Genomic DNA, 19,859 nt, shown 5'->3' on the forward strand with positions numbered 1-19,859 from the left:
ATAGTTTCGACAAAAAAATTGCAGTCCCCTTACATATACTCCCGAAAACTTTCGGCATACCAATCGCAGTATTCTTTCATTTTTTCAGGCGGACACTGTGCCGTTTCATCATGAAGGGCGGCAACCGGATAACCGGCTTGTTTGGCGGTACGCACGGCGAAAAAAGCGTCCTCAAAGACAACGGTTTTTTCTATCGATGTACCTAAAAGCTCGCGCGCCTTATGGAAGATAACAGGTGAGTCGGCCTTTGCGCTTCCGGCTTCGGTAGAGGTTACAATACCGGTAAAAAAGCGGTCAATCTTCAAACGCTCAAGTACGATTTCGACCAAGTGGCGGTCTGTTGCCGTTGCAATCGAAGCCTTTATACCGTGTTTTTCCATCATTTTTAAGAATTCCGGTACAGCCGGTTTTAAGCCGACGGTTGTGCGGTATTTTTCTTCAACAACGGCATTGCAGCCTGCAATAACGTCTTCGCGCTTCATGCCTAAATTATAACGGGTGTTTAAATAATCGGCCGCATCGATGATGGTAAGCGGATATAAAGTTCTGTCCAAATTCGGTTCGGGAGTCAACCCCTTGCTGCGGATATAGGAACTTCCCATCGATTGCCATATCCGCATCGAGTCCACCAGAGTACCGTCCATATCGAATACGGCACCGTCGAAATCGGTAATGTTGAATTTTTTCATATTGTTCACCTTGTTGATTTATGTTCTGCTTAAAAACCATGAAAGTCCGCGGTTGCCGAGTTTTACGATGCCGCGTTTTTCCGCATCCAGTGCAAGCTGTTTAAAACGCCCGTAGCCGTAGTCGCGGTAATTGATTTTTTTTGCCGCTTCATTAAAGAGCATGGGCTTATCGCCGTCCAAAATGCCCAAAAGCAAATTGAACACTTCGGGCAATCCCTTTTGCGCATGCTCGGTAATTTCCAAAATATTGCCGTCTTCATCGGCATAACGCAAGCCTTTAAATTTAAGCGCGTCGTTTATAAAAGCCTTCCATGTACGGTAGCCGAGTTTTTTTTCGTCAAAGCCCGAATTGAGCAGTTTCATGCGGATTTTTACCGCACCCAAATGCGGCGTTTTGCCTTCTTTTTCCATACTGTCGACCGCATCTTCGAGCAGTTCAAAGGCGCGCTCCTTGGTAAGCTTTTCCGCACGATTGCTGCCGTTTTCGTCGTCGCCGCTGTTGTCCGCCGAGTCCGCGTCGTCGATAATATCGCGGTAATCTTTAAAATCGTCCGCCATCTTTAACAAATCTTCGGATGCGTTTTTTGTAACGTCGCAGATAATCTGGGTGCGTTTGCCGTATTTACGCAAACTGAGCAAAAGGGGACGGAAGTCCGCATCCCCTGTAATCAGCACGAATTTTTCAATATGCGGATATTGAAAAATCAACTCCACCCCGTGCGTTACCATCGACATATCGGAGCTGTCCTTGCGCGATGCGGGAACGTGAATCAATTCAAAGCTGTTTGCCGCCAGCTCCGAGGCGATATTTTTTATATTGTTGCGGTTCCAATCGCCGAATGCCATTGCATAAGAGATTTTCCCCTCTTCCGAAATCGTATCGACAATGAGCTGAATATAGTTTGTTCCGCGCGGCGGCGTAACGTTTTCTATGTCCCATAAAATAGCCGTATTCATATATCCTCCCGAATGCAGGCGATAGTACCAGTTATATCAATTATATCAGTATATAGGGAAATGCAATAAAGATAAAGCACCGCCTTGTATTTTTATTTTATAAAGCACTTTACAAAATAAAGTGGCCGTGATATGATTTTCTTATCTTAAATATTTAAGGAGAAGAAAATGAAAAAAATCATGCTTTGTGTTTTTTTGTGTTGTGTTATCTTTGTTTCCGTTTATGCGGAACCCAAGCAAAGCGCTGTTACGGGTATCGCCTTCGATTACGCCCTTGTCGGACGTCAAAACGATTTCGGTATGTCGGCTGCCGTTACGTCTCCTTGGCTGTTTTATAATTCGGCCGCATTGAAGATAAATGCCGGCTGCTTTTTTCCGAATCCGCAGCGAAAAAAGTTCTATTACGTACTTGACGTTTCGTTGACGGGAGGGACGCTCATGCAAACGGCAAATATACGTCTTTACGGCGGAGGCGGCCCCGTCTTTGTGTTTCCCGCTCAAAAAGATAAGCCCGCCGTACTCATAAGCGGACAAGGCTTTTTCGGCTTTGAATTTTTTACGGGAAAGCGGTCTGCGGATTTCAGTGTTTTTACCGAAATGGGAGGCGGAGGACTCGGATTTACGGCAAAGGCGGGCATGCGCTACACCATACCGATGCTGCCGCGTTCAAAATAAACAAGCGTCCTTGGAGCTGTTTAAAAGCCGGCTTTCGGCTTTGACGGCTCCACGGTTGCCGATAGGAAAAAATATGACTAATGAAGAAATAAAAGAAAGATTAATATTGATAAGCGCATTAACCGAAGAGGTACGTGAAGGGCTTGAAGATATGATTGTACCCTTTTTATTGTACGGCCTTACGATTCCCGCAGGCACTTTTATATCTTATGCTTTGGCACGGGCGGAACGAAGCCTGTTTATTCCGGTACTTTGGCTTTTTATAATGGCAGCCTGTCAAATCTTTTTAGCTTTTTTTATGAAGCGGAAACAAAAACTGAAGATAAAAAAAGCAACCGACAGGATTTTTGCGGCTCTATGGGGGAGTATCGGTGCGGCCATTATTTTAAATATGGTACTCGGTTTTTGGGGGAAACTCGATTTTAATGCAGGATTTTTTAGTACGGGGCTTTGTCTTGCGGTCGGTCATGGGGTAACCGCCGCCATGGTACAAAAAAAACTGCGTCTGTTTTTATGTTTTGAAGCCTTGTGCTGGGCCGGATGCGGAACGCTTTGCCTCTTTGCACCGAAATACACGGCACCCCTTATTATCGGGGCGGCAACCTTTGTACTACTCGGATTGCCGGCACTAAGCGCTCTGATTATTGTCAAAAGAAAAAAGGCGGTATATGCCGATGAGTGAAGCCGACAATCGGCACTCTTCTTTCGATCATCGCCTTCTTGACGAACAGTTGTCGTCGCGGCTTCGCCTTGCAATTATGTCGGTTTTACTTGGCTGCGAAAAAATCGAATTTACCCTGCTCAGGGAAAAGGTGGGGGCTACCGACGGTAATTTAACCGCTCACTGTAAAAAACTCGAAAACGCAGGCTATCTGACCGTCGAAAAGCTCTTTGTAAACCGTAAGCCCCTTACCCTATATGCGGCAACGGAGGAGGGGCGTAAGGCGGTCAAAAAATACATAGACCGGCTGACTTCCATGCTCGAGTGAAGGGAAACAATTATTCCGCGATAAAGCGCTTGATTTCTTTTCCTTCAACAGTCAAAATAAGACGGGTTTTGCGCGGCACCGCATAAGGAATCGTTAAACGGTTTCCGGTATGTTTGAATGCGGCAATGCGGTAGGGAATGCCTTGTACGGGTTCGGCCTTTAATTCGGCTTCCAAAGGCAGAGGATAAGGCGGCAGCCTTTCATCGATAAGGCCGTAGATCAGGTTATTATGGATTTTATCGGGCAAGGCAATGACCGCTTCTATGCGCGAATAGGTCGGTGCGGAGGTTTTGCCGTCCGGCCATTTTTGAGATATAACCGTACCGGCTTCCTGCCCTTCTTCCGGAAGCTGCGCCGTAAAATCGAAAATAAGACTGCTTCGGCTCATTTGCAGCAGGGTATCGTTCAAAGACAAGCCTTTGAGGTTCGGAATCGGAACTTCTTTTCGTCCGGGGCCTGAAGAAACGACGAGCTGGAGGGTTATCGGACTGCTTAAGTTTGTATTTGCCGGAGGGTTTTGTTCCAAGATCGTTCCCGGTTCCGCTTCATCCTGCCTGTAAATCGGCAGGTCGGGTACCTTAATCATTTGTACCGAAGAGGCGGCAAAAAGAGTTTGAAGCTGAATGCGTAAATCATCAATCTTCATACCCGTATAATCTTCAACGCGGTCGAGAATGACGCCCTGACTGACCGTTAAGTTGATGCGCCGTCCGGCCTTAACGATTGTTCCGCCCGCAGGCGACTGCTCAAGAACGGTGCCCTTATCTTCGGGGCTTTTTGAATAGCGAAGGCGGATTTTCGGGTATAATTCTTTTACCTGCATTTCCTGTAAAGCACCGGTCAATTCTTTACCGACAACATCGGGCACCATCACTTTTTCGGGGCTTTTTACGGTTATAAAGAAGGCGGCAAAACCCGCAAGCATCATAAAAACAAGCATAATAAGAACGACAAATCCGACAAGTTTTCGATTTTCGCTTAAGCTTTGTTCCGCTTTTTCAAGATCGATTCCGAATGAACTTATTTTTTTATACCAATTGAATTTCATATACATTCCTTTACTACAGTCGCCGCTGCAGACTGTCTAAAAAGTAACCGGCTTTTAAACCGGCTCGTTTGTACACAGCGTGCCGCCGAAATTACGGCAGCCGTTAAAAAAATCCTTCCAGTGCACCGCTTTTTTTGTTTCGCGCTGCAATACCTGAACCGCAAGCACGCCGTCTCCCGTTTGTATTAAAATACCGCAGTCCTTGTCCGTACCGATAACCCTGCCGGGCATCCGCGGCTTATCATCTGTGCAAAAAACGACTCTCTGTTTTCCGCCCGCACTTTCCAAATTCCCCGTATAAACGGATGCGCTATGGATATAGAGCTTTGAGCCGTTTGCGCAGGTGTAGGTTCCCGGCCATGGCTGCAGTGCGCGCACCTGAGCGCAGATTTGTTCGGCACTCCGCGTCCAATCGATAAGGGCGTCGGTTTTAACCAGGCTTTTACAATAACAGGCTTTCGATGAATCCTGCACAACGGCTTTTTCACGGTTCTCTTCAATTTGCCCGATAACCTCCGCAACGAGAGGAATCGCCAAAACGGCGGCATTGGACAAAACCTCGGCGGCGGTTTCCGTTCCCGTCAAGGGGATTTCTTTTTGCGCCAAAATATCGCCGCAGTCCATTTCCAAGGCTAAGCGCTGAACGCTTATGCCCGTCTTTGTTTCCCCTGCAAGAATGGCCGCGGGAACGGGCGCACAGCCGCGGTATTTAGGCAAAAGCGAGGGGTGCAAATTGATACCGCCCTTCGGAAACAGCGCAAGAAATTTGGGCCCGAAAATTTTTCCGTATGCAAAACACACCAAAAGGTCGGGCTTTAATTCCGCAATGCGCTGACGTACCGAAGCATCGAGTTTTTCGGGTTCCAAAACCTCAAGCCCTTTTTCGTAGGCAAGGGCTGCAACCGGGGTAGGCAGCGGCGTTTTGCTTCGTCCTGCAGGAGCCGGAGCATTAGTCAATACCGCCGCAATATGCACACGGTTTAAGTCTATAAGCCCCTTCAGTAAAACGGCAGATATGTCCGGACTTCCGGCATACACGATTTTTAACACCCTGCACCCGCCTTTATTCCGTTTTTTGCGGCGATTTTAGCCGCTATTTTCGCTTCGCGGGCTTTTTTTTCGGCTTCTTTTTGAGCCCTGCGCTCGGCGCGCTTTTTAAAGCTTTCAACGGTTTTTTGCTTAAATTCGGGATCTCCGCGGTCTATAAACAAAACACCTTCCAAGTGGTCGTACTCATGCTGAATAACGCGCGCCAACAGACCGTCCGCATCCAAGGTAAAGGGCCGGCCCTGCTCGTTTAAAGCCTGTACGCGGATTTTTTCGGGCCGCTCTATATCCTCGTATACCTTCGGAATCGAAAGACAGCCTTCTTCATAAAAGGAGGTTTGTGCCGACGTTTCGATTATCTGAGGATTTATAAAAACGCGCTGGACGCCGTCATCGATTTCCACCACAAAGAGCCGCAGTTTTTCGCCCACCTGAGGACCTGCCAAACCTATACCGTTATGTTCTTTCATCGTAACGAACATACGCTCTATAAGACTTCGGATAGTATCGTCTATTTGTTCCACGGGAAGAGCCTTTTCTCTGAGAACCTCTTCACCTAAAGTAAACACTTTCATACATATATAGTATACAAATATAAAAATCGGGTCAATCGGGAGCGGGAAAACCGTAGAGCCGTCAAGCGCGCAAAGAAAGCCGGATACCCCCGCCTTCCTAAAACCCTCTGCGCTCCTTGCGGTTAAAACTGTACACAACTACGTAAAAATTGTATACTTAAAAACTCTATGATGCTTATCCGTATAATTTCTTATATTTTTGCGCTTCTTTTGGCGGCTGCCTATCCCCTGCGGCTAAGACTGTTAAAAAAACAGGCCGGCACCTGTCTTTTGCCCTTAACGCGGCGCCCCCATGCTCTGTCTTTTTTTGCGGCAGGCTTAGCCTTTGTTATGCTTGCGGTTTTGTATTTCCGCAATTTTACGCTTTCGATTACCCTTATTTTGCATGCAACCGCCCTTTTGGCAATTGAGCTTGCAGTCCGCGACCGGCTGTACCGCCGAACGGCAGGCCTATATGACTCTCTTTTAATTGTCGATGCGCGTAAAATCCGTATAAAAGACATTATTTCTTTTACGCTGCAGACGTCCCGAGCCGAATTCGAAGACAGCGCCGAAACGGATGAAAAGACGGAAAACCGCGTTCTTAAACTGGTAACGGAAAAATCGGGCGAAATATTTGTCGGTTTTGAAAACCGCGAAGAACGCGATAAAACCGCAGACTTTTTAAAACAACTGCTTGCACGGAAAGAGACAACCTGTTAGTATTATACATATGAGGAGGAGCGTTGAAGCGCGCAGCTAACATAGCGCCGCCGCTTCAACCCGAGTTTTTTATAGGAGGAGTTATGGCTTTTGCACTTGAAATGTATCCGGTTATTTACATGGCGCACTACAATGCCGCGTCAAAAAGCTGGGAAGAACAGTGGATAACGCAGGATGAGATTCCTTACGATGAATTGCAAAAAATGAATCAAAGCGAACGCGAAAAAATCCTTAAAGCGCGTAACGACCTTTCCCTTCCCGCGGTAAGCTATACGAGCCAATACGGCTACGGCTGTTTTGAAGGCATGAAAGCTTTTCCGCAAAAAAACGGCGGTATTGCGATTTTCCGCCCCGATAAAAACGGCGCTCGCTTTGAAAATTCGCTTAAGGGCTTAAAATGCCCCGTTTTCCCTAAAGAAATGTACGTGAATGCTTCGCTTGAATTTATACGGCGCAACGCCGCACTGGGCTACGTTCCCGCCTACGACGCCGAATGGGAAAAAGATTCTTTTGCAAACGCCAAAGCCGTCTATATGCGTCCCTTTATGAACTCGGAGGGTGCAATCGGGGTTGCCTGTGCAAAAGAACCCTCCGTTATTATCTGTGCAACCACCGTATCGGCCTATTTTTCCATGAAGGGAACCCGGGCGGTAACGACAAACCGTATCCGCGCAACCCCGAACGGCACCGGCTATATAAAATGCGCTTCAAACTACGTTATATCGGCTTTGGCTAAAAAAGAAGCCGAAGAAGCCGGCTTTACCGAAGCCGTTTTTTTGGACTCGGAACACCGGTCCTACATACAGGAAGGCTCTTCCTGCAATATTTTCTTTTTGCTTAAAAACGGAACCCTTGTAACCCCCGATTTGCAGGATACGGTTCTTCCCGGCATAACCCGTGCAAGTATCATAGAAACGGCCCGCGACAAAGGTATAAAGGTCGAAGAGCGCCTTATTTCAATCGATGAAGCCCTTGAATATACCGCGGAATGTTTTGTAACGGGAACCGCCGCGGGTATAACACCGGTGGAAAGCATTACACACAAAGAAAAAGAAACCGTCTTTAACGGCGGCAAACCCGGTAAAGTGTCAAGCGAACTGCAAGCGCATTTAAAGGGCCTGCAATACGGTGCGGTTGAGGACGTTCACGGGTGGAACCGTAAGGCGGTCTAAAAACGTTACCGTTTAAGCAGACTTTGATCGGCGAGCAGCATAAGTACCCAAAAACATAAAAAGAAGCGAAAACAGGCGCAGGATACTATATCCGAATCGGGAATGCAGCCTATAAGGCTTGCACACATAATACCGCCGTGCTGTTTTGTATAGGTTTGTATATTCGCACAAAAATCGTCGGCCTTTGAAGAATCATGCAAAAACTCGCCGATAAGGGGCGGAAAAGTCTTTTGTGCAAATTTTTTATGTGAAGAAATCTCGTCAAATACATCGGTTAAAATAACCGATGCTTCTTCCGGATTTTCGGCATATTGGCAATATGCAGGGTAAAAACGCTTGCCTATACCCATAACCGATGCAAGGGCAAGCATAACCTCATGGCGCACATCGATTTTTTCGTGATGGGTACGAAGCACATCCAACAACATAAAAACCGATGAGGGATTGGCGTAAAGCTCCATTGCCCGTATACCCTTTAATAAGATATGGGGATTATCCGTAACCGACAGTGTTCGGGCAATGGAAATCTGGGCATCCGTTTCATTTATGCGGGCAAGGGCGGTCATGGCTTCGGCGCATAAAAGATAGTCGCTGCTGTCGAGCTGCTTTTTTAATAAGGCTGCGGCGTTTTTGACTTTGAATAAGCCTAAAACACGCGCCGACTTTGCCGCCGTTGTAAACAAGCCCGTCTCGGTTTCCCTCATAAGCACTTCTTCAACGCTTTTATTCAAATAAGGCAGGCTTTCCATGCCCGCCAAAGCGCCCATACGCACCGCATAACTGGGAGAGCTCAAATGCTCGGCAAATTGATAAGCGGCGGCGGCGGTATTCGATGAGCGCAGTTCGTGTAAAAGAGCGGTTTGTTCGGTTTCCTTACTGCTTCGGTCCAGCTTATATAAAAGTCCCAAGCCGCGTATATCGCGCGGAGAAAAAAACAGGGGAAGGGCTTCTTTAAAACTGTAACTGCCGAGACTTTTCAAACGCAATTGAATAAAAAAGGCCGTACCGATAATGATAATCTGCAAACCGAAAAACAGGCGGTATACCGCATCGGGCTTTAAACCGATTTCTTTAAATGCATCGAGTAAAATACCGCCCAAGAGCGCCCCCGCCGTTCCCGTTGCGCCCATAACCAAAAAATACACGATGCTCATATCCATAACGGCCGTTTTGGGTATTAAGCCGAAAAAATAGGTTTGTCCGGCGTTTTCCTGCCCCGAAAACCCCAAATTGGATGTAAAGGCGATAACACTTAAAAAGATAAAGGAAACTACCGCCCCCTTAAAATTCGGCGAAATAAGGAAGGGCACCAGACTGAGTACGGACAAAGCCGTAAACAAAAGATAGATGGGTTTTGCCCCGATTTTATCGATAAATACCCGCGATACAAGCCCCATACAGAGGGCGCCCAGGGTCATAAAAAAGGTGATAAAGGTAACCGCGCTGTCCGGCTGCATGTAGACTTCCCGGCAATAAACTATGATAAAGGGGCGCGCCATACCCGTACCCAAGCCTACGACGGAAAAGGCGGCTATAAAAACCCTGAAGTTTCTGTCATGGATTGCGGTTATAAAGTGCTTTGAAAAGCTCCCCGAATCCGATGCCTGCGCAGAAGCGGTCGAAGGCATTTTGTACAGCAAAAAAGAGGCTATAAATCCCAATACGATACCGACAGCCATAGCGGCGCTTAAAACCGTTAACGAATTACCGAAATGCAAAGCGACGGCAAGTACCAAAGTGGTAAACAAGGCAGAGGCATTATTTACCAGGGACAAAAAAGTTAAAAAACTGCCTCGGTCTTTTCCCGGCGTTAAATCGCTTAAAACGGGATTGTTTGCTACAAGACCGATGCCTCTGAAAAAATTAAAGCCGAAGGTACTTAGCAAAATGCAAAACAGGCCCCATTCTCTTAAGCCCGCCTTTACCAAAAAAGGAATCGGCAGCATAAGAAGCAGACAGGCATTGCGCAGCATCCATGAATCCGCATACACACGCATAATCGGTCGGCGGCTTGCAAAAAATTTTCCGAGCGGAATGGCAAAAAACGACAAAAAGCCGAATGCGTTTATTAAACCGATTGCAATACTTCCGGCATTTAAGTACATAGCGTATACAACCAGTATGTTTCCCGTAACCAAGGCGAAAGAGGCCGAATTCAAACCGGAAAAAGTACCGTATAAGCGTCTGCCCAGATTGATTTGATATTTTGTTAAGACGGACATAGGCATACTCTAGCACGTAGAAATAAAAACTGCAATCTGTTATAATTATGTTATGAATAATAAACAAATTCCTCTTCGCTCTCAGGTAAAATCCGAAGATATGTGGGATCTCGGCTCCTTATTTAAAACAGCCGAAGACTGGGAAAAGGCTCTTAAAGAACTTTCCGTCTATGCCGAAAAATTGGCGGCCCTCAAAGGCCGTTTTGCCGATAACCTCCTTGAAGCACTCCGTCTTTACGAAAAATTACAGCAGCTTTCCGAAGCAACCGGTGTCTATGCCTCTCTTTTAACCTCTCAGGATGAAGGCGACGACGACGCGCGCGATAAAGAAGGACGTTATATGATGAGCGCAAGTGCGGCCGAAGCGCTTGTAAGCTTTTTTATTCCCGAAATACAGGCAATCCCCGAAAGCCGTATAAAAGAAGAAACGGAAACGGGACCGCATGCCCGCGAATATGAACCCTATAGCATCTGGCTAAAAAAAATCCTGCGTTTAAAAGATCATATTTTAAGCGAAAAAGAAGAACGCCTCTTCGCCCTGCAAAGCGAAAGTATGCAAACCCCTTCGACAGCCTTTTCGATGCTGACCAATGTGGACATGGATTTCGGTACGGTTCAAACACCCGAAGGGGAGCTTCCCTTAAGTCAAACCTCATGGTCCGCCTTTATGATCCACGAAAACCGCGATGTACGCAAAAATGCATATATGCGGTTTTACAGCGCTTTCGACAATCACAAACATACGATAGCATCGCTCTATGCAGGAAGCGTCAATCAGGACATTTACAAAGCACGAGCGCGCGGTTATAAAAGCTCTCTCGAGCGTGCCCTTTTCCCCGACAAGGTAAACGAAAGCGTATATCGCAATTTGATTTCAACGGTCAGGGCACACCTCCCCGTTTTGCACCGCTACTACGCCCTTTTAAAAAAAGCCCTCGGAGTTTCCGAACTCCGCCACTATGATGTTTACATGCCCCTTACAAAAAACGTACGCTTTGTTACAAGCTACGATAAGGCCGTCGATATACTGCGCGAAGCCCTTTCTCCGCTCGGAAGCGAATACACCGACATTTTGTGCGGCGGCTTAAAGGGCGGCTGGACCGACCGCTACGAAAACAAGGGCAAACGAAGCGGCGCCTTTTCGTCGGGTGCATACACGGGCTATCCCTACATATTGATGAATTATAAAGAAGACGTTATCCGCGACCTGTTCACCCTCGCACACGAAGGCGGACATTCGATGCACTCATGGTACGCGGCGCATAACAATCCCTTTATGCATTATTCATATACGATATTCGAAGCGGAAGTCGCCTCAACCTTTAACGAGCAGCTTTTATTCGAATATTTGCTTAAAAACACGGACAAAGCCGACGAGCGCCTTTATCTCCTGTGTATCCGCGCTTCCGATATTTTGGCAACCCTCTTCCGTCAAACCATGTTCGCGGAATTTGAATTAAAAACCCATGAAGCCGTTGAAGGCGGAAAACCCTTAAGCGCCGCTCATTGCCGTGCAATATACCGCAGCCTGCTTGAAGATTATTTCGGTCCCGAAATGGTATTCGAAAACGAAAGCGATCTTGAATGCCTGCGTATTCCGCATTTTTACAGCGCCTTTTATGTATACAAATACGCAACGGGTATTTCGGCGGCTTTAAGTCTTGCCGAACGCGTAACAAAGGGCGGAAATACCGAGCGCGAAGATTATTTTAAATTCTTAAAGTCGGGAGGAAGTTTGTATCCGGTGGAAACCCTGCGGCTTGCAGGTGTGGATATGGAAAAAACCGAACCCGTAGAAACCGCAATAAGGATATTTTCCGATCTGGTCGGCGAAACGGAAAAGAATTTTTCGTAAAACAGGTAATGAAAAATGCTTTTTTTGCCGATAATTAAAGCAGATTATTATAAGAATGTGAAAAATATCCGTGATGGAGACTTATTACATGACTTCCGTAAGTGAATTCAAAAAACGTCCTAAAATGGACGCACATAATCACCTGAACCTCGGGATGCGTTATGCTTCTTATATTCCGTGGGCCGGATTTTACATACCGAATTTTCCCCGCAAATTTTCGGGACTTGACGATATGCACACCGTCATCGGTCAATATACGAGACCGCGCTGTATAACCGAAAAAGACGTACAGGATTTGATTACCCTTTCCGTACAGGATGCGATTGCCGACGGCGTAACCGTTTTGGAAGGCAGCATCGATATCGGCTTTATTCATCACTGCGGGGACAGCGTTTCGCGCTTTTTGGATATGATAAAGCGTGTGCATGATAAGTTCAAAAACGAAATCGAATTCCGTCCCGAATTGGGAATGGGAAAAACATTTGACGCCAAACTGATTAAAGAATGGGCCCCCGAATGTATGCACAGCGGTGTCTTTAAAAGTATCGACTTATACGGCCCCGAAGTTGAAGAAGGGATAGAAAATTTCACGGACTTATATGAACTTGCCGGAAAGCTCGGCATAAAGAAAAAAGCCCATGTCGGAGAATTTTCGGATGCAAAATCCGTAAGGCGCTTTGTACAGATTTTCGATTTGGATGAAGTTCAGCACGGAATCGGAGCCGCAACGGATAAAAGCGTTATGAAATTCCTGTGCGACAAAAATATCCGTCTGCACGTGTGTCCTGCAAGCAATGTTATGCTTTCGGCGGTTCCTTCTTTGGAAGAGCATCCGATAAAGATTCTCTGTGAAAACGGCGTAAACGTAACGATTGCAACCGACGACCTTTTGTTTTTTAATAAAAGCATAAGCGAACAATGCGTCGATTTGGTTGAAGCGGGCGTATTGACCAAAGAACAGGTGTTTAATATCCTCGACAAGAGCGTAGAAAAATAATCATGTCTAAAATCATCTCATGGAATGTAAACGGCATCCGCGCCGTTGAAAAAAAAGACTTTTTACCGTGGTTGTATTCCGAAAATCCCGATGTTTTATGCATTCAGGAAACAAAGGCAAAACCCGAACAATTATCCGAAGAACTGCTTGCCCCTCAGTCCTATAAGGCCTACTGGTCGTCGGCGGTACGGGCGGGTTATTCGGGAACGGCAATCTATACAAAAAAAGAACCCGACGAGATCCGTCTTATGGGAGTTTCCGAATTCGATGATGAAGGACGCACTCTTGCCGCCTTTTTCGGCAAAACCGTTATTATAAGCGCGTATTTTCCGAACAGTCAGGATGCGGGAGCGCGGCTGCCCTATAAGCTCGATTATTGTGCGGCTATGTTTGAAATGTGCAATAAGCTCGTCTCGGACGGCTATAATATCGTATTATGCGGCGATTATAACATAGCCCATAAACCGATTGATTTGGCAAACCCCAAAAGCAACGAAAAAAATCCCGGCTATCTTCCCGAAGAAAGGGCGTGGATGGATATGTTTACCGCAAACGGCTATGCCGATACCTTCAGGCATTTTTGCAGCGAAGCGGGCCGCTATACCTGGTGGTCGTACCGATTTAAAGCGCGTGAAAAAAACATCGGCTGGCGTATCGATTATCAGTGCGTAAACGAAGCTTTTTTGCCCAAGGTAAAATCCGCCGAAATTCTCGATACGGTTTTAGGCTCCGACCACTGTCCGGTAATCATGGAATTGGAGCAATCATTATAAGCTATGGCAAAAAAAATCCGCGTTGTATATACTTCTCCGCTTTCAGGCGGCTTTGTCCTTGCCTGTACCGTTATTTTGGTGCTGTCGCGCTTTACGGGAGACGCTATTATAAACGCTTTTTTTTCGGCACCGGCACGGCAGGGAAGCCCGGCCGCCTTTAATCCTGCGGCCCCCCTTCATTATCTTCGGCTTTTTGTCCATATTTTCGGCCATAAAGATGCCCTGAGCTTCGGAACGAATGCCGCCCTCATACTGCTTTTGGCCCCCCGCTTGGAAGAACGCTACGGAGCTGCCGTACTGTCCCTTATGATGGGAGCGGCGGCCTTTGTATCGGGCATTTGTTGCGCCGTCTTTTCTCCGTCCGTCTTATACGGCAGCGACGGCATCGTTTTTTTAATGATTGTTCTTTATACGTTTGCCTGCGCAAAAAAAGAGGGCATTGTTTTTACAAATATTTTGCTTTTTGCCCTGTATCTGTTCGCTAAACTCTTTCCCCTGTTCGGCATATCCGCCGCTTCAAACGGCAGTCCGGCCGCCGCTTTCGGAGAAAACGCAGCCTTACTTGCAACCCTTGCCCATATTGCAGGCGGCTTGTGCGGCAGCCTCTTTGCCTTTGCAGCCTCTCCCGCTTCTTCGCGAAGAACACGGACTAAACAGATATCTGAAATTTGAACAGTAAAAAATTACACACTGTTTTTAATGCATCACGGGTAATTTTTCATATCCATCCGGTTAAACCGTAAGACTTGATACTGTATATAAAACATGCTATACTGCCGAACATAATAAGCTGTAATACCGGTTACAAATCTTCTCAGCACGTTATGCAGTCGGCGGAACGGGCGGAGATCCTTCCATAGAGGGAGTGTGGAGGTGGATTTCCATGGAAAACCCAGACGGCACTACTACAACATTTCCTCATAACAGCGGTCAGCCGTATACGTACTTTTGGCAAGGGAAGATGTATCAGGCGGATCAGGTGGTATCGACCGGAAAGCTTTTGAAAGGCCGGATATGGGCAGATCCGTACGCCTTTGTGAACTTTAAGGTTATTAATAGCAACACAATGATATTTTCGAAGACAAAAATGGAAAGGGTGCACACGCCTACACCAGAGCAAATTCTTGCGGCTGAGGAGCTCCCCGGCGGCGGAATATGAAAATCAGGAAACTGCCTAAAAGCTGAATTTTTCGGACAGCTCTATTCTTCGCCGAAATCAGCCCTACCTTGCACGTACCGTTGCTAAAAATCGTACCTCCTGTACGATTTTTAGCTTCAAGTTTTGCAAGCGAAACTTGAGGACATATGGTATTTGCGGCCCTCTATGACGGTATGAAAAAAACAAAGTATATGTTTAGATATTAAGTTAAGCAGGGGCCGAAGCGTAAAAGAAAAAAACAGCATAAAGTTTAGTATTATCTAATAAACCTGTTCCGAAACGGAAGCTTCCGAACAGGTTGAATGATCGTTCTCTTTTCACACTTTCTACAGTTTCCTAAAAAACTGCACTTTTTTCACAAAAACACTGATTTTTTTCTAAAAAAAGTCTGTTTTTTTTCATATTAAACCCAATAATGTTTAAAGAGAGCGGCTAAGCTATCGCCGCTCTCTTTAACTCGAGTTTACAGCAGAACAGTGTCCTGCTGTAAACATCGTTGATTTACAAGTTTAGGTTCGCACATTTGAAAATGTACTCACTTGTAAAACAGTATAGGAGAGGTGAAGTATGGGGGAAAAGAAATCGGCTGACGTATTCAAAATCACTCTAAGAAATGACTATGCGTTCAAAAGGGTCTTCGGCACGGAAGAAAACAAGGCTGTCTTACGGGACTTTTTGGACTGTGTGTTGGACATCCCGACTCAAGACATTGCAGAATTGGAACTTTTGGACAAGGAATTCCACAATGACTCGCTCGATGATAAAACCGGTATTTTGGATGTAAAACTGCGCCTTAAAAACGGTACAGCTATTGACATCGAAATCCAAAACAGATGGAACGATGAATTTGCACAGCGTACCGTCTTTTATTGGGCGAAAATGTATACCGAAAACTTACAGAAAGGAGAAGTGTATACAAAACTTCCTAAGTGTATTACAATAAATATAGTCGGTGAAGGTTTTAAGCTAAACGACCTTTTGCACAGTGAATATCGGATACTTGAAAGGCAGCTTTACATGGAGCTTTCCGATGAACTTGAAATTCACTTTTTGAACTTAGCCAAAGCAAAAGACCGGCAAGTGCCGGATTCCGTAATCGAGGCGAATACAAAAACGGAACGGCTGGTAAATTGGTTAAGGTTTATAGAAACCGACGAAAAGGAGGTGCGCGCTATGTTGGCGGATAATTCTCCTGTAATGGAACAGGCAAATGAAACGGTGGATGTAATGCTGCAAGACCCGAAAGCGCGATGGCTGTATGAAAATCGCATGAAGTATGAACACGATAAAGCATCTTGGGAACACTTCGGGTATACAAAGGGTGTTGAAGCGGGAAAAAGAGAGGGCGAAGCCATCGGACTTGAAAAAGGAGCCTATCACAACAAACTGCAAACGGCATCGTCAATGAAAGCTTTGAATTACCCGCTTACCGATATCCAAAAAATTACCGGGCTTTCCGAAGCGGAAATCGCACAGCTGTAAAATAGAAAATGCGCAGAACGCTTACCTGCAAACCGAAAAGGGCGGAAAAAAAGGATGGCCGAAAGAGGAAGGCGGAGCTTTCTTTAGTGACGGCGCCTCGTCCGCATTGCCTCCAGGTAAAACCTATACAATCGGCTCTGTCAGCTTTACAATGAAAGATATCGCCGCAGTAACGGACGGCACGGTGGGACATACGGCTTTCGGCCGGATTTTCTTGAACAATCTTGACAACGGTAAAATCCGTCCCTATACTTAATCCATGGCAAAGAAAAAAGGCTCTTCAACTTTTTTTAAATGCTCTTCATGCGGATACAGCCAGCCTCGGTGGATGGGGCGCTGTCCCGACTGCGGAGAGTGGAATACCCTGGTCGAATGTATAGCGGACGATTCGGCAACAGTACCCTTCGGGACGCGCAGTGCGGAGGGAGTGCGAGAACGGGCTCGTCCCCTGCCCCTTTCGGCGGTGGATCCCGCCCTCGGCACACGCATTATAACGGGCATAAGCGAACTCGACAGGGTGCTCGGAGGGGGAGCGGTTAAACGCTCGGCGGTGCTCATAGGCGGAGAGCCGGGCATCGGAAAATCCACCCTCCTTATTCAAACCGCCTCTGCCGTGCGTTCTCAGCTTGCGCCCGGACAGGGAGCTTCCGGCGCAAAAGCGCGCGTACTCTACGTGTCGGGAGAAGAAGCCGCTTCTCAAATAAGAGCGCGCGCCGACCGCTTGGAACTTGAAAAAGACGGCATCGAAATTCTCTGCTCAAACCGCCTCGACGATATAGAAAACGCGCTGAATGCTTTAAATCCTGTCTGTGTCATTATCGACTCGATTCAAACCGTTTCATCGGCGGATGCGGGGCCGGTGCCGGGTACGGTTAATCAATTAAAATACTGTGCCGCCGAATTGACCGCATGGGTAAAAGAACGCGACGCGGTGCTTTTTATGAGCGCCCACGTTACCAAAGACGGAAGCATTGCCGGCCCCAAAGCCCTTGAGCACTTGGTGGATACGGTTATTTCATTTGAACAAAACGACGACCGCGTGCGTTTTTTGCGCGCCTTAAAAAACCGTTTCGGTTCGGTGGACGAACTGGGTATTTTTTCGATGACGGAAAAAGGTCTTGTGCCGGTGGAAGACCCGTCGGCACTGTTTATCGTGCGGCGAAGCGGCGCCATTCCGGCAGGGACGGCGGTCGTTCCCGTATTTGAAGGAAGCCGCGTATTTATGGTTGAATTGCAGGCACTGACGGTTCCCGCAAAGTCGGCAATAACCCGCGTCTATTCCGATAAAATAGACAATGCGCGCGTAAGCCGTGTTGCCGCCGTTTTGGAAAAGCGGGCGGGATTGCGCTTCAGCGATCAGGATATTTACATAAACGTTGCAGGAGGCGTCCGCTTAACCGAAAGCGCAATAGATGCGGCACTGGCGGCGGCCCTTTATTCGGCGCGCACGGACATTGCGCCGCCTGAAAAAACGGCGGTAACCGGAGAACTGAGCCTTGCAGGAGAAATACGCCCCGTAAACCGCTTAAAACAGCGGGCAAAGGCGGCGCATACGCTGGGCTTTACGCGGGTGTTAGGCCCCGAAAAAGAAGAAGATATTATCGCCGTTAGCGATATTCAATCTTTAATAAAAACCCTGTTCCGCTGAAAATCGGGGACTCTAAAACGGCACAATCACAATTCAAGACGCAGGGCAAGGCCGCAGGACGCATCCGGCAGTACAAGGGGTGTTATGCTTACGCGGGCTTCTCCCATGCGGAGCGCTTCCTCCAGCCGTTTATTGTATGAAGCGCCGTATACCCAAGGCGCAATCATTCCGTATATGCGGAAAGCCGTAGAAAGAATTCCTCCCGCAACAATAAAAGGCAAGGCCTTCCCCATGCTGAAAACCATGCGGAAAAGGCTGCCGGCGTCTTTATCCGCGTTACGGGAGGCATCAAAAAACTCTTTTTGCCAGAGTATCAACCCGGTCAAGCCTAAGCCGTAGGATGTTATATCCGCCGTTAAACAAAGGCCGCCTGAAAGATAATCTTTTTGAACAAAAGAGCCTATTCCGAAGCCGATTAGCCAGTTTATAAGAAAGGGGGCAAGCGGCTCATCTTTGCATGATGAATACAGCTGTTGTTTTTCACCGAAAGAAAGAAAGGCGGCTTCGGTATAAATATTGTTAAAATTCTTTTTTAAGCCCTTAGTTTGCAGCATATGCGAAATATTTTGTACATGATTTTCCCTCTCCGGTGCCGAGGCAAAAAGACTTTGTTCCGATAAAAAAACGAAGAGAAAAACCGACAAAAGACAAACCGTAATTTTTTTCATTTTATCCTCCTATAAAAATATTTACTGAAATAGGGAGCCTACAAGGGCCGGAACGGCGATAAAGTTGCCTATCGCGCCTCCCAAGCTCGATAAAAAGAATACCAAAAGCACGCGGCCTATGCGGTTTTTATACAGCCCCTTTAGAGAAGCCGCATCGTCGGCAAGACCTTCCATATCTTCTACCTTGGGCTTACGAATCCATGCCTGTACAAGTCCCGTAAAAAGACCGACCGCAAGAAAGGGGTTTACGGTACCCAAGGGAGCCCCGATAAAGCCGGTAATAATCGCAAGCGGATGCCCCAGGGCCAACAGGGTGCCGAGGGCCGCAAGGGAACCGTTCCATAAAACCCAGCGTATAAGCATATCCAAAGAAGCTTGGGCGCCGTTTATAAAAAAGCCTGCAATAATCAAGGCGACCAAAACAAGGGGAAAAATCCAGCCCGCAATTTTTGAGCCTATACCCGCAGGAGGCACGCTTTCTATATCGGCCGTGCCGCAGTCCGCTTCCCCCGAGGTGATTTTATTCAGATGTGCTTCAACTCCCGGAAGGTGTCCGGCGCCTAAGACGGCAAGCACCTTGTTTCCTTTTACTTCCCAGATGCGGGAAGCAAGATAGCGGTCCCGTTCGTCTATGAGAACGGTTTTTACGGCCGGTAAATAAGCCGCCAATTCGCTCATCATGGAATCCATTTCGTTTGAGCTTTTCAGGTTTTCTATGTCTTCCGCCGAGATTTCTTCTTTTTCAAAGGCGGCCGCCAAAAGGGCGGATAAAAGCTTTATTTTCCCCCAAAAGGAATTTTGTGCCCATGCGCGCCTGAGCGTTACCTGAATGGGACGGTCTACAAGCGCAACCGGAATATGTTCTTCTTCCGCCGCCTTGACCGCAGCGCGCATTTCATCTCCGGGTTTTACGCCCACATCCGAACCCATTCTGCGCTGAAAAGAACCGAGCACAAGGTTTGCAAGCATAATAAAACCGCGTTTTTCTTTTAATACTTTAACGATATCCAGATTTTTCCACGATTCGGGATCCTGCATCGATTTATAACGCTGTTCATCGAGTTCCACGGCAACGCAATCGGGCTTAAACTCCCGTATGCTGCGGTCGGCTTCTTCCATACTTTCTTTGGAAATATGAGCGGTTCCCAGCAATATAATTTCGCGGTTTTGTAACAGCAGTTTTTTTACGGTTTGCATATTC

At 47.0% G+C, this 19,859-nt stretch carries 20 protein-coding genes; 12 read left to right on the forward strand and 8 right to left on the reverse strand.

Annotated features, from left to right (window positions below):
• Positions 1-29 precede the first annotated feature (29 nt).
• Together V1L52_RS12285 and V1L52_RS12290 are read right to left on the reverse strand one after the other, a co-directional pair.
• Positions 30-689 (reverse strand): HAD family hydrolase, encoded by a 660-nt coding sequence (locus V1L52_RS12285; RefSeq protein WP_428770079.1) that lies wholly within the window; start codon positions 687-689, stop codon positions 30-32.
• An 18-nt stretch (positions 690-707) separates the two neighbouring features.
• A complete protein-coding gene (locus V1L52_RS12290; RefSeq protein ID WP_428770080.1) occupies positions 708-1,646 on the reverse strand; it encodes an NYN domain-containing protein in 939 nt (312 codons plus the stop codon).
• 168 nt (positions 1,647-1,814) lie between these two features.
• On the opposite strand from V1L52_RS12290, the gene V1L52_RS12295 reads away from it, so the two are divergent.
• From V1L52_RS12295 to V1L52_RS12305, 3 genes are all read left to right on the forward strand, one after another.
• A complete protein-coding gene (locus tag V1L52_RS12295) occupies positions 1,815-2,321 on the forward strand; it encodes a hypothetical protein (RefSeq protein ID WP_428770081.1) in 507 nt (168 codons plus the stop codon).
• A 73-nt stretch (positions 2,322-2,394) separates the two neighbouring features.
• Positions 2,395-3,003 (forward strand): hypothetical protein, encoded by a 609-nt coding sequence (locus V1L52_RS12300; RefSeq protein WP_428770082.1) that lies wholly within the window; start codon positions 2,395-2,397, stop codon positions 3,001-3,003.
• A complete protein-coding gene (locus V1L52_RS12305; protein WP_428770083.1) occupies positions 2,996-3,310 on the forward strand; it encodes a winged helix-turn-helix domain-containing protein in 315 nt (104 codons plus the stop codon). The genes V1L52_RS12300 and V1L52_RS12305 overlap by 8 nt, the downstream gene beginning before the upstream one ends.
• A gap of 10 nt (positions 3,311-3,320) precedes the next feature.
• Here the strand turns inward: V1L52_RS12305 and V1L52_RS12310 are convergent, their stop codons facing one another.
• From V1L52_RS12310 to def, 3 genes are read right to left on the reverse strand one after another with little or no spacing between them, the layout of a single operon-like run.
• On the reverse strand, positions 3,321-4,358 hold the full coding sequence (locus V1L52_RS12310; protein ID WP_428770084.1) for a PASTA domain-containing protein: 1,038 nt from the start codon (positions 4,356-4,358) through the stop codon (positions 3,321-3,323).
• Between the two features lie 54 nt (positions 4,359-4,412).
• Positions 4,413-5,408, reverse strand: a complete 996-nt coding sequence (fmt, locus tag V1L52_RS12315; RefSeq protein WP_428770085.1) for a methionyl-tRNA formyltransferase — start codon at positions 5,406-5,408, stop codon at positions 4,413-4,415.
• Positions 5,402-5,980, reverse strand: coding sequence for a peptide deformylase (gene def, locus V1L52_RS12320; protein WP_428770086.1), 579 nt, complete (start codon positions 5,978-5,980; stop codon positions 5,402-5,404). The genes fmt and def overlap by 7 nt, the downstream gene beginning before the upstream one ends.
• Before the next feature lie 168 nt (positions 5,981-6,148).
• Here def and V1L52_RS12325 point away from each other — a divergent pair, with 168 nt between their 5' ends.
• Both V1L52_RS12325 and V1L52_RS12330 read left to right on the forward strand, forming a co-directional pair.
• Positions 6,149-6,682, forward strand: coding sequence for a hypothetical protein (locus V1L52_RS12325; RefSeq protein WP_428770087.1), 534 nt, complete (start codon positions 6,149-6,151; stop codon positions 6,680-6,682).
• 83 nt (positions 6,683-6,765) lie between these two features.
• Complete coding sequence (locus V1L52_RS12330; protein WP_428770088.1) at positions 6,766-7,854, forward strand: aminotransferase class IV; 1,089 nt, start codon at positions 6,766-6,768, stop codon at positions 7,852-7,854.
• Positions 7,855-7,859: 5 nt separating this feature from the next.
• On the opposite strand, the gene V1L52_RS12335 is transcribed toward V1L52_RS12330, so the two are convergent.
• Positions 7,860-10,076, reverse strand: coding sequence for an MFS transporter (locus V1L52_RS12335; protein ID WP_428770089.1), 2,217 nt, complete (start codon positions 10,074-10,076; stop codon positions 7,860-7,862).
• A gap of 52 nt (positions 10,077-10,128) precedes the next feature.
• On the opposite strand from V1L52_RS12335, the gene pepF reads away from it, so the two are divergent.
• From pepF to radA, 7 genes are all read left to right on the forward strand, one after another.
• Positions 10,129-11,931 carry an oligoendopeptidase F gene (gene pepF / locus V1L52_RS12340; RefSeq protein ID WP_428770090.1) on the forward strand — a complete coding sequence of 601 codons (1,803 nt, stop codon included), beginning with the start codon at positions 10,129-10,131 and terminating at the stop codon, positions 11,929-11,931.
• A gap of 88 nt (positions 11,932-12,019) precedes the next feature.
• On the forward strand, positions 12,020-12,928 hold the full coding sequence (locus tag V1L52_RS12345) for an adenosine deaminase (RefSeq protein ID WP_428770091.1): 909 nt from the start codon (positions 12,020-12,022) through the stop codon (positions 12,926-12,928).
• A 2-nt stretch (positions 12,929-12,930) separates the two neighbouring features.
• Positions 12,931-13,701, forward strand: coding sequence for an exodeoxyribonuclease III (locus V1L52_RS12350; RefSeq protein ID WP_428770092.1), 771 nt, complete (start codon positions 12,931-12,933; stop codon positions 13,699-13,701).
• Positions 13,702-13,704: 3 nt separating this feature from the next.
• Positions 13,705-14,373, forward strand: a complete 669-nt coding sequence (locus tag V1L52_RS12355; RefSeq protein WP_428770093.1) for a rhomboid family intramembrane serine protease — start codon at positions 13,705-13,707, stop codon at positions 14,371-14,373.
• A 211-nt stretch (positions 14,374-14,584) separates the two neighbouring features.
• On the forward strand, positions 14,585-14,860 hold the full coding sequence (locus tag V1L52_RS12360; RefSeq protein WP_428770094.1) for a hypothetical protein: 276 nt from the start codon (positions 14,585-14,587) through the stop codon (positions 14,858-14,860).
• Between the two features lie 567 nt (positions 14,861-15,427).
• Positions 15,428-16,342 carry an Rpn family recombination-promoting nuclease/putative transposase gene (locus V1L52_RS12365; RefSeq protein WP_428770095.1) on the forward strand — a complete coding sequence of 305 codons (915 nt, stop codon included), beginning with the start codon at positions 15,428-15,430 and terminating at the stop codon, positions 16,340-16,342.
• A 259-nt stretch (positions 16,343-16,601) separates the two neighbouring features.
• Positions 16,602-17,990 carry a DNA repair protein RadA gene (gene radA / locus V1L52_RS12370; protein WP_428770096.1) on the forward strand — a complete coding sequence of 463 codons (1,389 nt, stop codon included), beginning with the start codon at positions 16,602-16,604 and terminating at the stop codon, positions 17,988-17,990.
• A 26-nt stretch (positions 17,991-18,016) separates the two neighbouring features.
• Here the strand turns inward: radA and V1L52_RS12375 are convergent, their stop codons facing one another.
• Positions 18,017-18,658 carry a P13 family porin gene (locus tag V1L52_RS12375; protein WP_428770097.1) on the reverse strand — a complete coding sequence of 214 codons (642 nt, stop codon included), beginning with the start codon at positions 18,656-18,658 and terminating at the stop codon, positions 18,017-18,019.
• 21 nt (positions 18,659-18,679) lie between these two features.
• Positions 18,680-19,855, reverse strand: a complete 1,176-nt coding sequence (locus tag V1L52_RS12380) for a TraB/GumN family protein (protein WP_428770098.1) — start codon at positions 19,853-19,855, stop codon at positions 18,680-18,682.
• Positions 19,856-19,859 lie beyond the last annotated feature (4 nt).

The sequence above is a fragment of the Treponema sp. HNW genome (assembly GCF_050320395.1).
In the GTDB taxonomy this organism is placed as follows: domain Bacteria; phylum Spirochaetota; class Spirochaetia; order Treponematales; family Treponemataceae; genus Treponema_C.

Excerpts from the sequence above, each read along its gene's own strand:
- V1L52_RS12300 (WP_428770082.1), top strand. The coding sequence starts at position 2,395 with ATGACTAATGAAGAAATAAAAGAAAGATTAATATTGATAAGCGCATTA.
- V1L52_RS12345 (WP_428770091.1), top strand. The coding sequence starts at position 12,020 with ATGACTTCCGTAAGTGAATTCAAAAAACGTCCTAAAATGGACGCACAT.
- V1L52_RS12375 (WP_428770097.1), bottom strand. The coding sequence starts at position 18,658 with ATGAAAAAAATTACGGTTTGTCTTTTGTCGGTTTTTCTCTTCGTTTTT.
- V1L52_RS12290 (WP_428770080.1), bottom strand. The coding sequence starts at position 1,646 with ATGAATACGGCTATTTTATGGGACATAGAAAACGTTACGCCGCCGCGC.
- V1L52_RS12355 (WP_428770093.1), top strand. The coding sequence starts at position 13,705 with ATGGCAAAAAAAATCCGCGTTGTATATACTTCTCCGCTTTCAGGCGGC.
- V1L52_RS12295 (WP_428770081.1), top strand. The coding sequence starts at position 1,815 with ATGAAAAAAATCATGCTTTGTGTTTTTTTGTGTTGTGTTATCTTTGTT.
- V1L52_RS12285 (WP_428770079.1), bottom strand. The coding sequence starts at position 689 with ATGAAAAAATTCAACATTACCGATTTCGACGGTGCCGTATTCGATATG.
- V1L52_RS12350 (WP_428770092.1), top strand. The coding sequence starts at position 12,931 with ATGTCTAAAATCATCTCATGGAATGTAAACGGCATCCGCGCCGTTGAA.
- V1L52_RS12365 (WP_428770095.1), top strand. The coding sequence starts at position 15,428 with ATGGGGGAAAAGAAATCGGCTGACGTATTCAAAATCACTCTAAGAAAT.
- V1L52_RS12305 (WP_428770083.1), top strand. The coding sequence starts at position 2,996 with ATGAGTGAAGCCGACAATCGGCACTCTTCTTTCGATCATCGCCTTCTT.
- V1L52_RS12335 (WP_428770089.1), bottom strand. The coding sequence starts at position 10,076 with ATGTCCGTCTTAACAAAATATCAAATCAATCTGGGCAGACGCTTATAC.
- V1L52_RS12360 (WP_428770094.1), top strand. The coding sequence starts at position 14,585 with ATGGAAAACCCAGACGGCACTACTACAACATTTCCTCATAACAGCGGT.
- radA (WP_428770096.1), top strand. The coding sequence starts at position 16,602 with ATGGCAAAGAAAAAAGGCTCTTCAACTTTTTTTAAATGCTCTTCATGC.
- V1L52_RS12325 (WP_428770087.1), top strand. The coding sequence starts at position 6,149 with ATGATGCTTATCCGTATAATTTCTTATATTTTTGCGCTTCTTTTGGCG.
- pepF (WP_428770090.1), top strand. The coding sequence starts at position 10,129 with ATGAATAATAAACAAATTCCTCTTCGCTCTCAGGTAAAATCCGAAGAT.
- V1L52_RS12380 (WP_428770098.1), bottom strand. The coding sequence starts at position 19,855 with ATGCAAACCGTAAAAAAACTGCTGTTACAAAACCGCGAAATTATATTG.
- V1L52_RS12310 (WP_428770084.1), bottom strand. The coding sequence starts at position 4,358 with ATGAAATTCAATTGGTATAAAAAAATAAGTTCATTCGGAATCGATCTT.
- def (WP_428770086.1), bottom strand. The coding sequence starts at position 5,980 with ATGAAAGTGTTTACTTTAGGTGAAGAGGTTCTCAGAGAAAAGGCTCTT.
- V1L52_RS12330 (WP_428770088.1), top strand. The coding sequence starts at position 6,766 with ATGGCTTTTGCACTTGAAATGTATCCGGTTATTTACATGGCGCACTAC.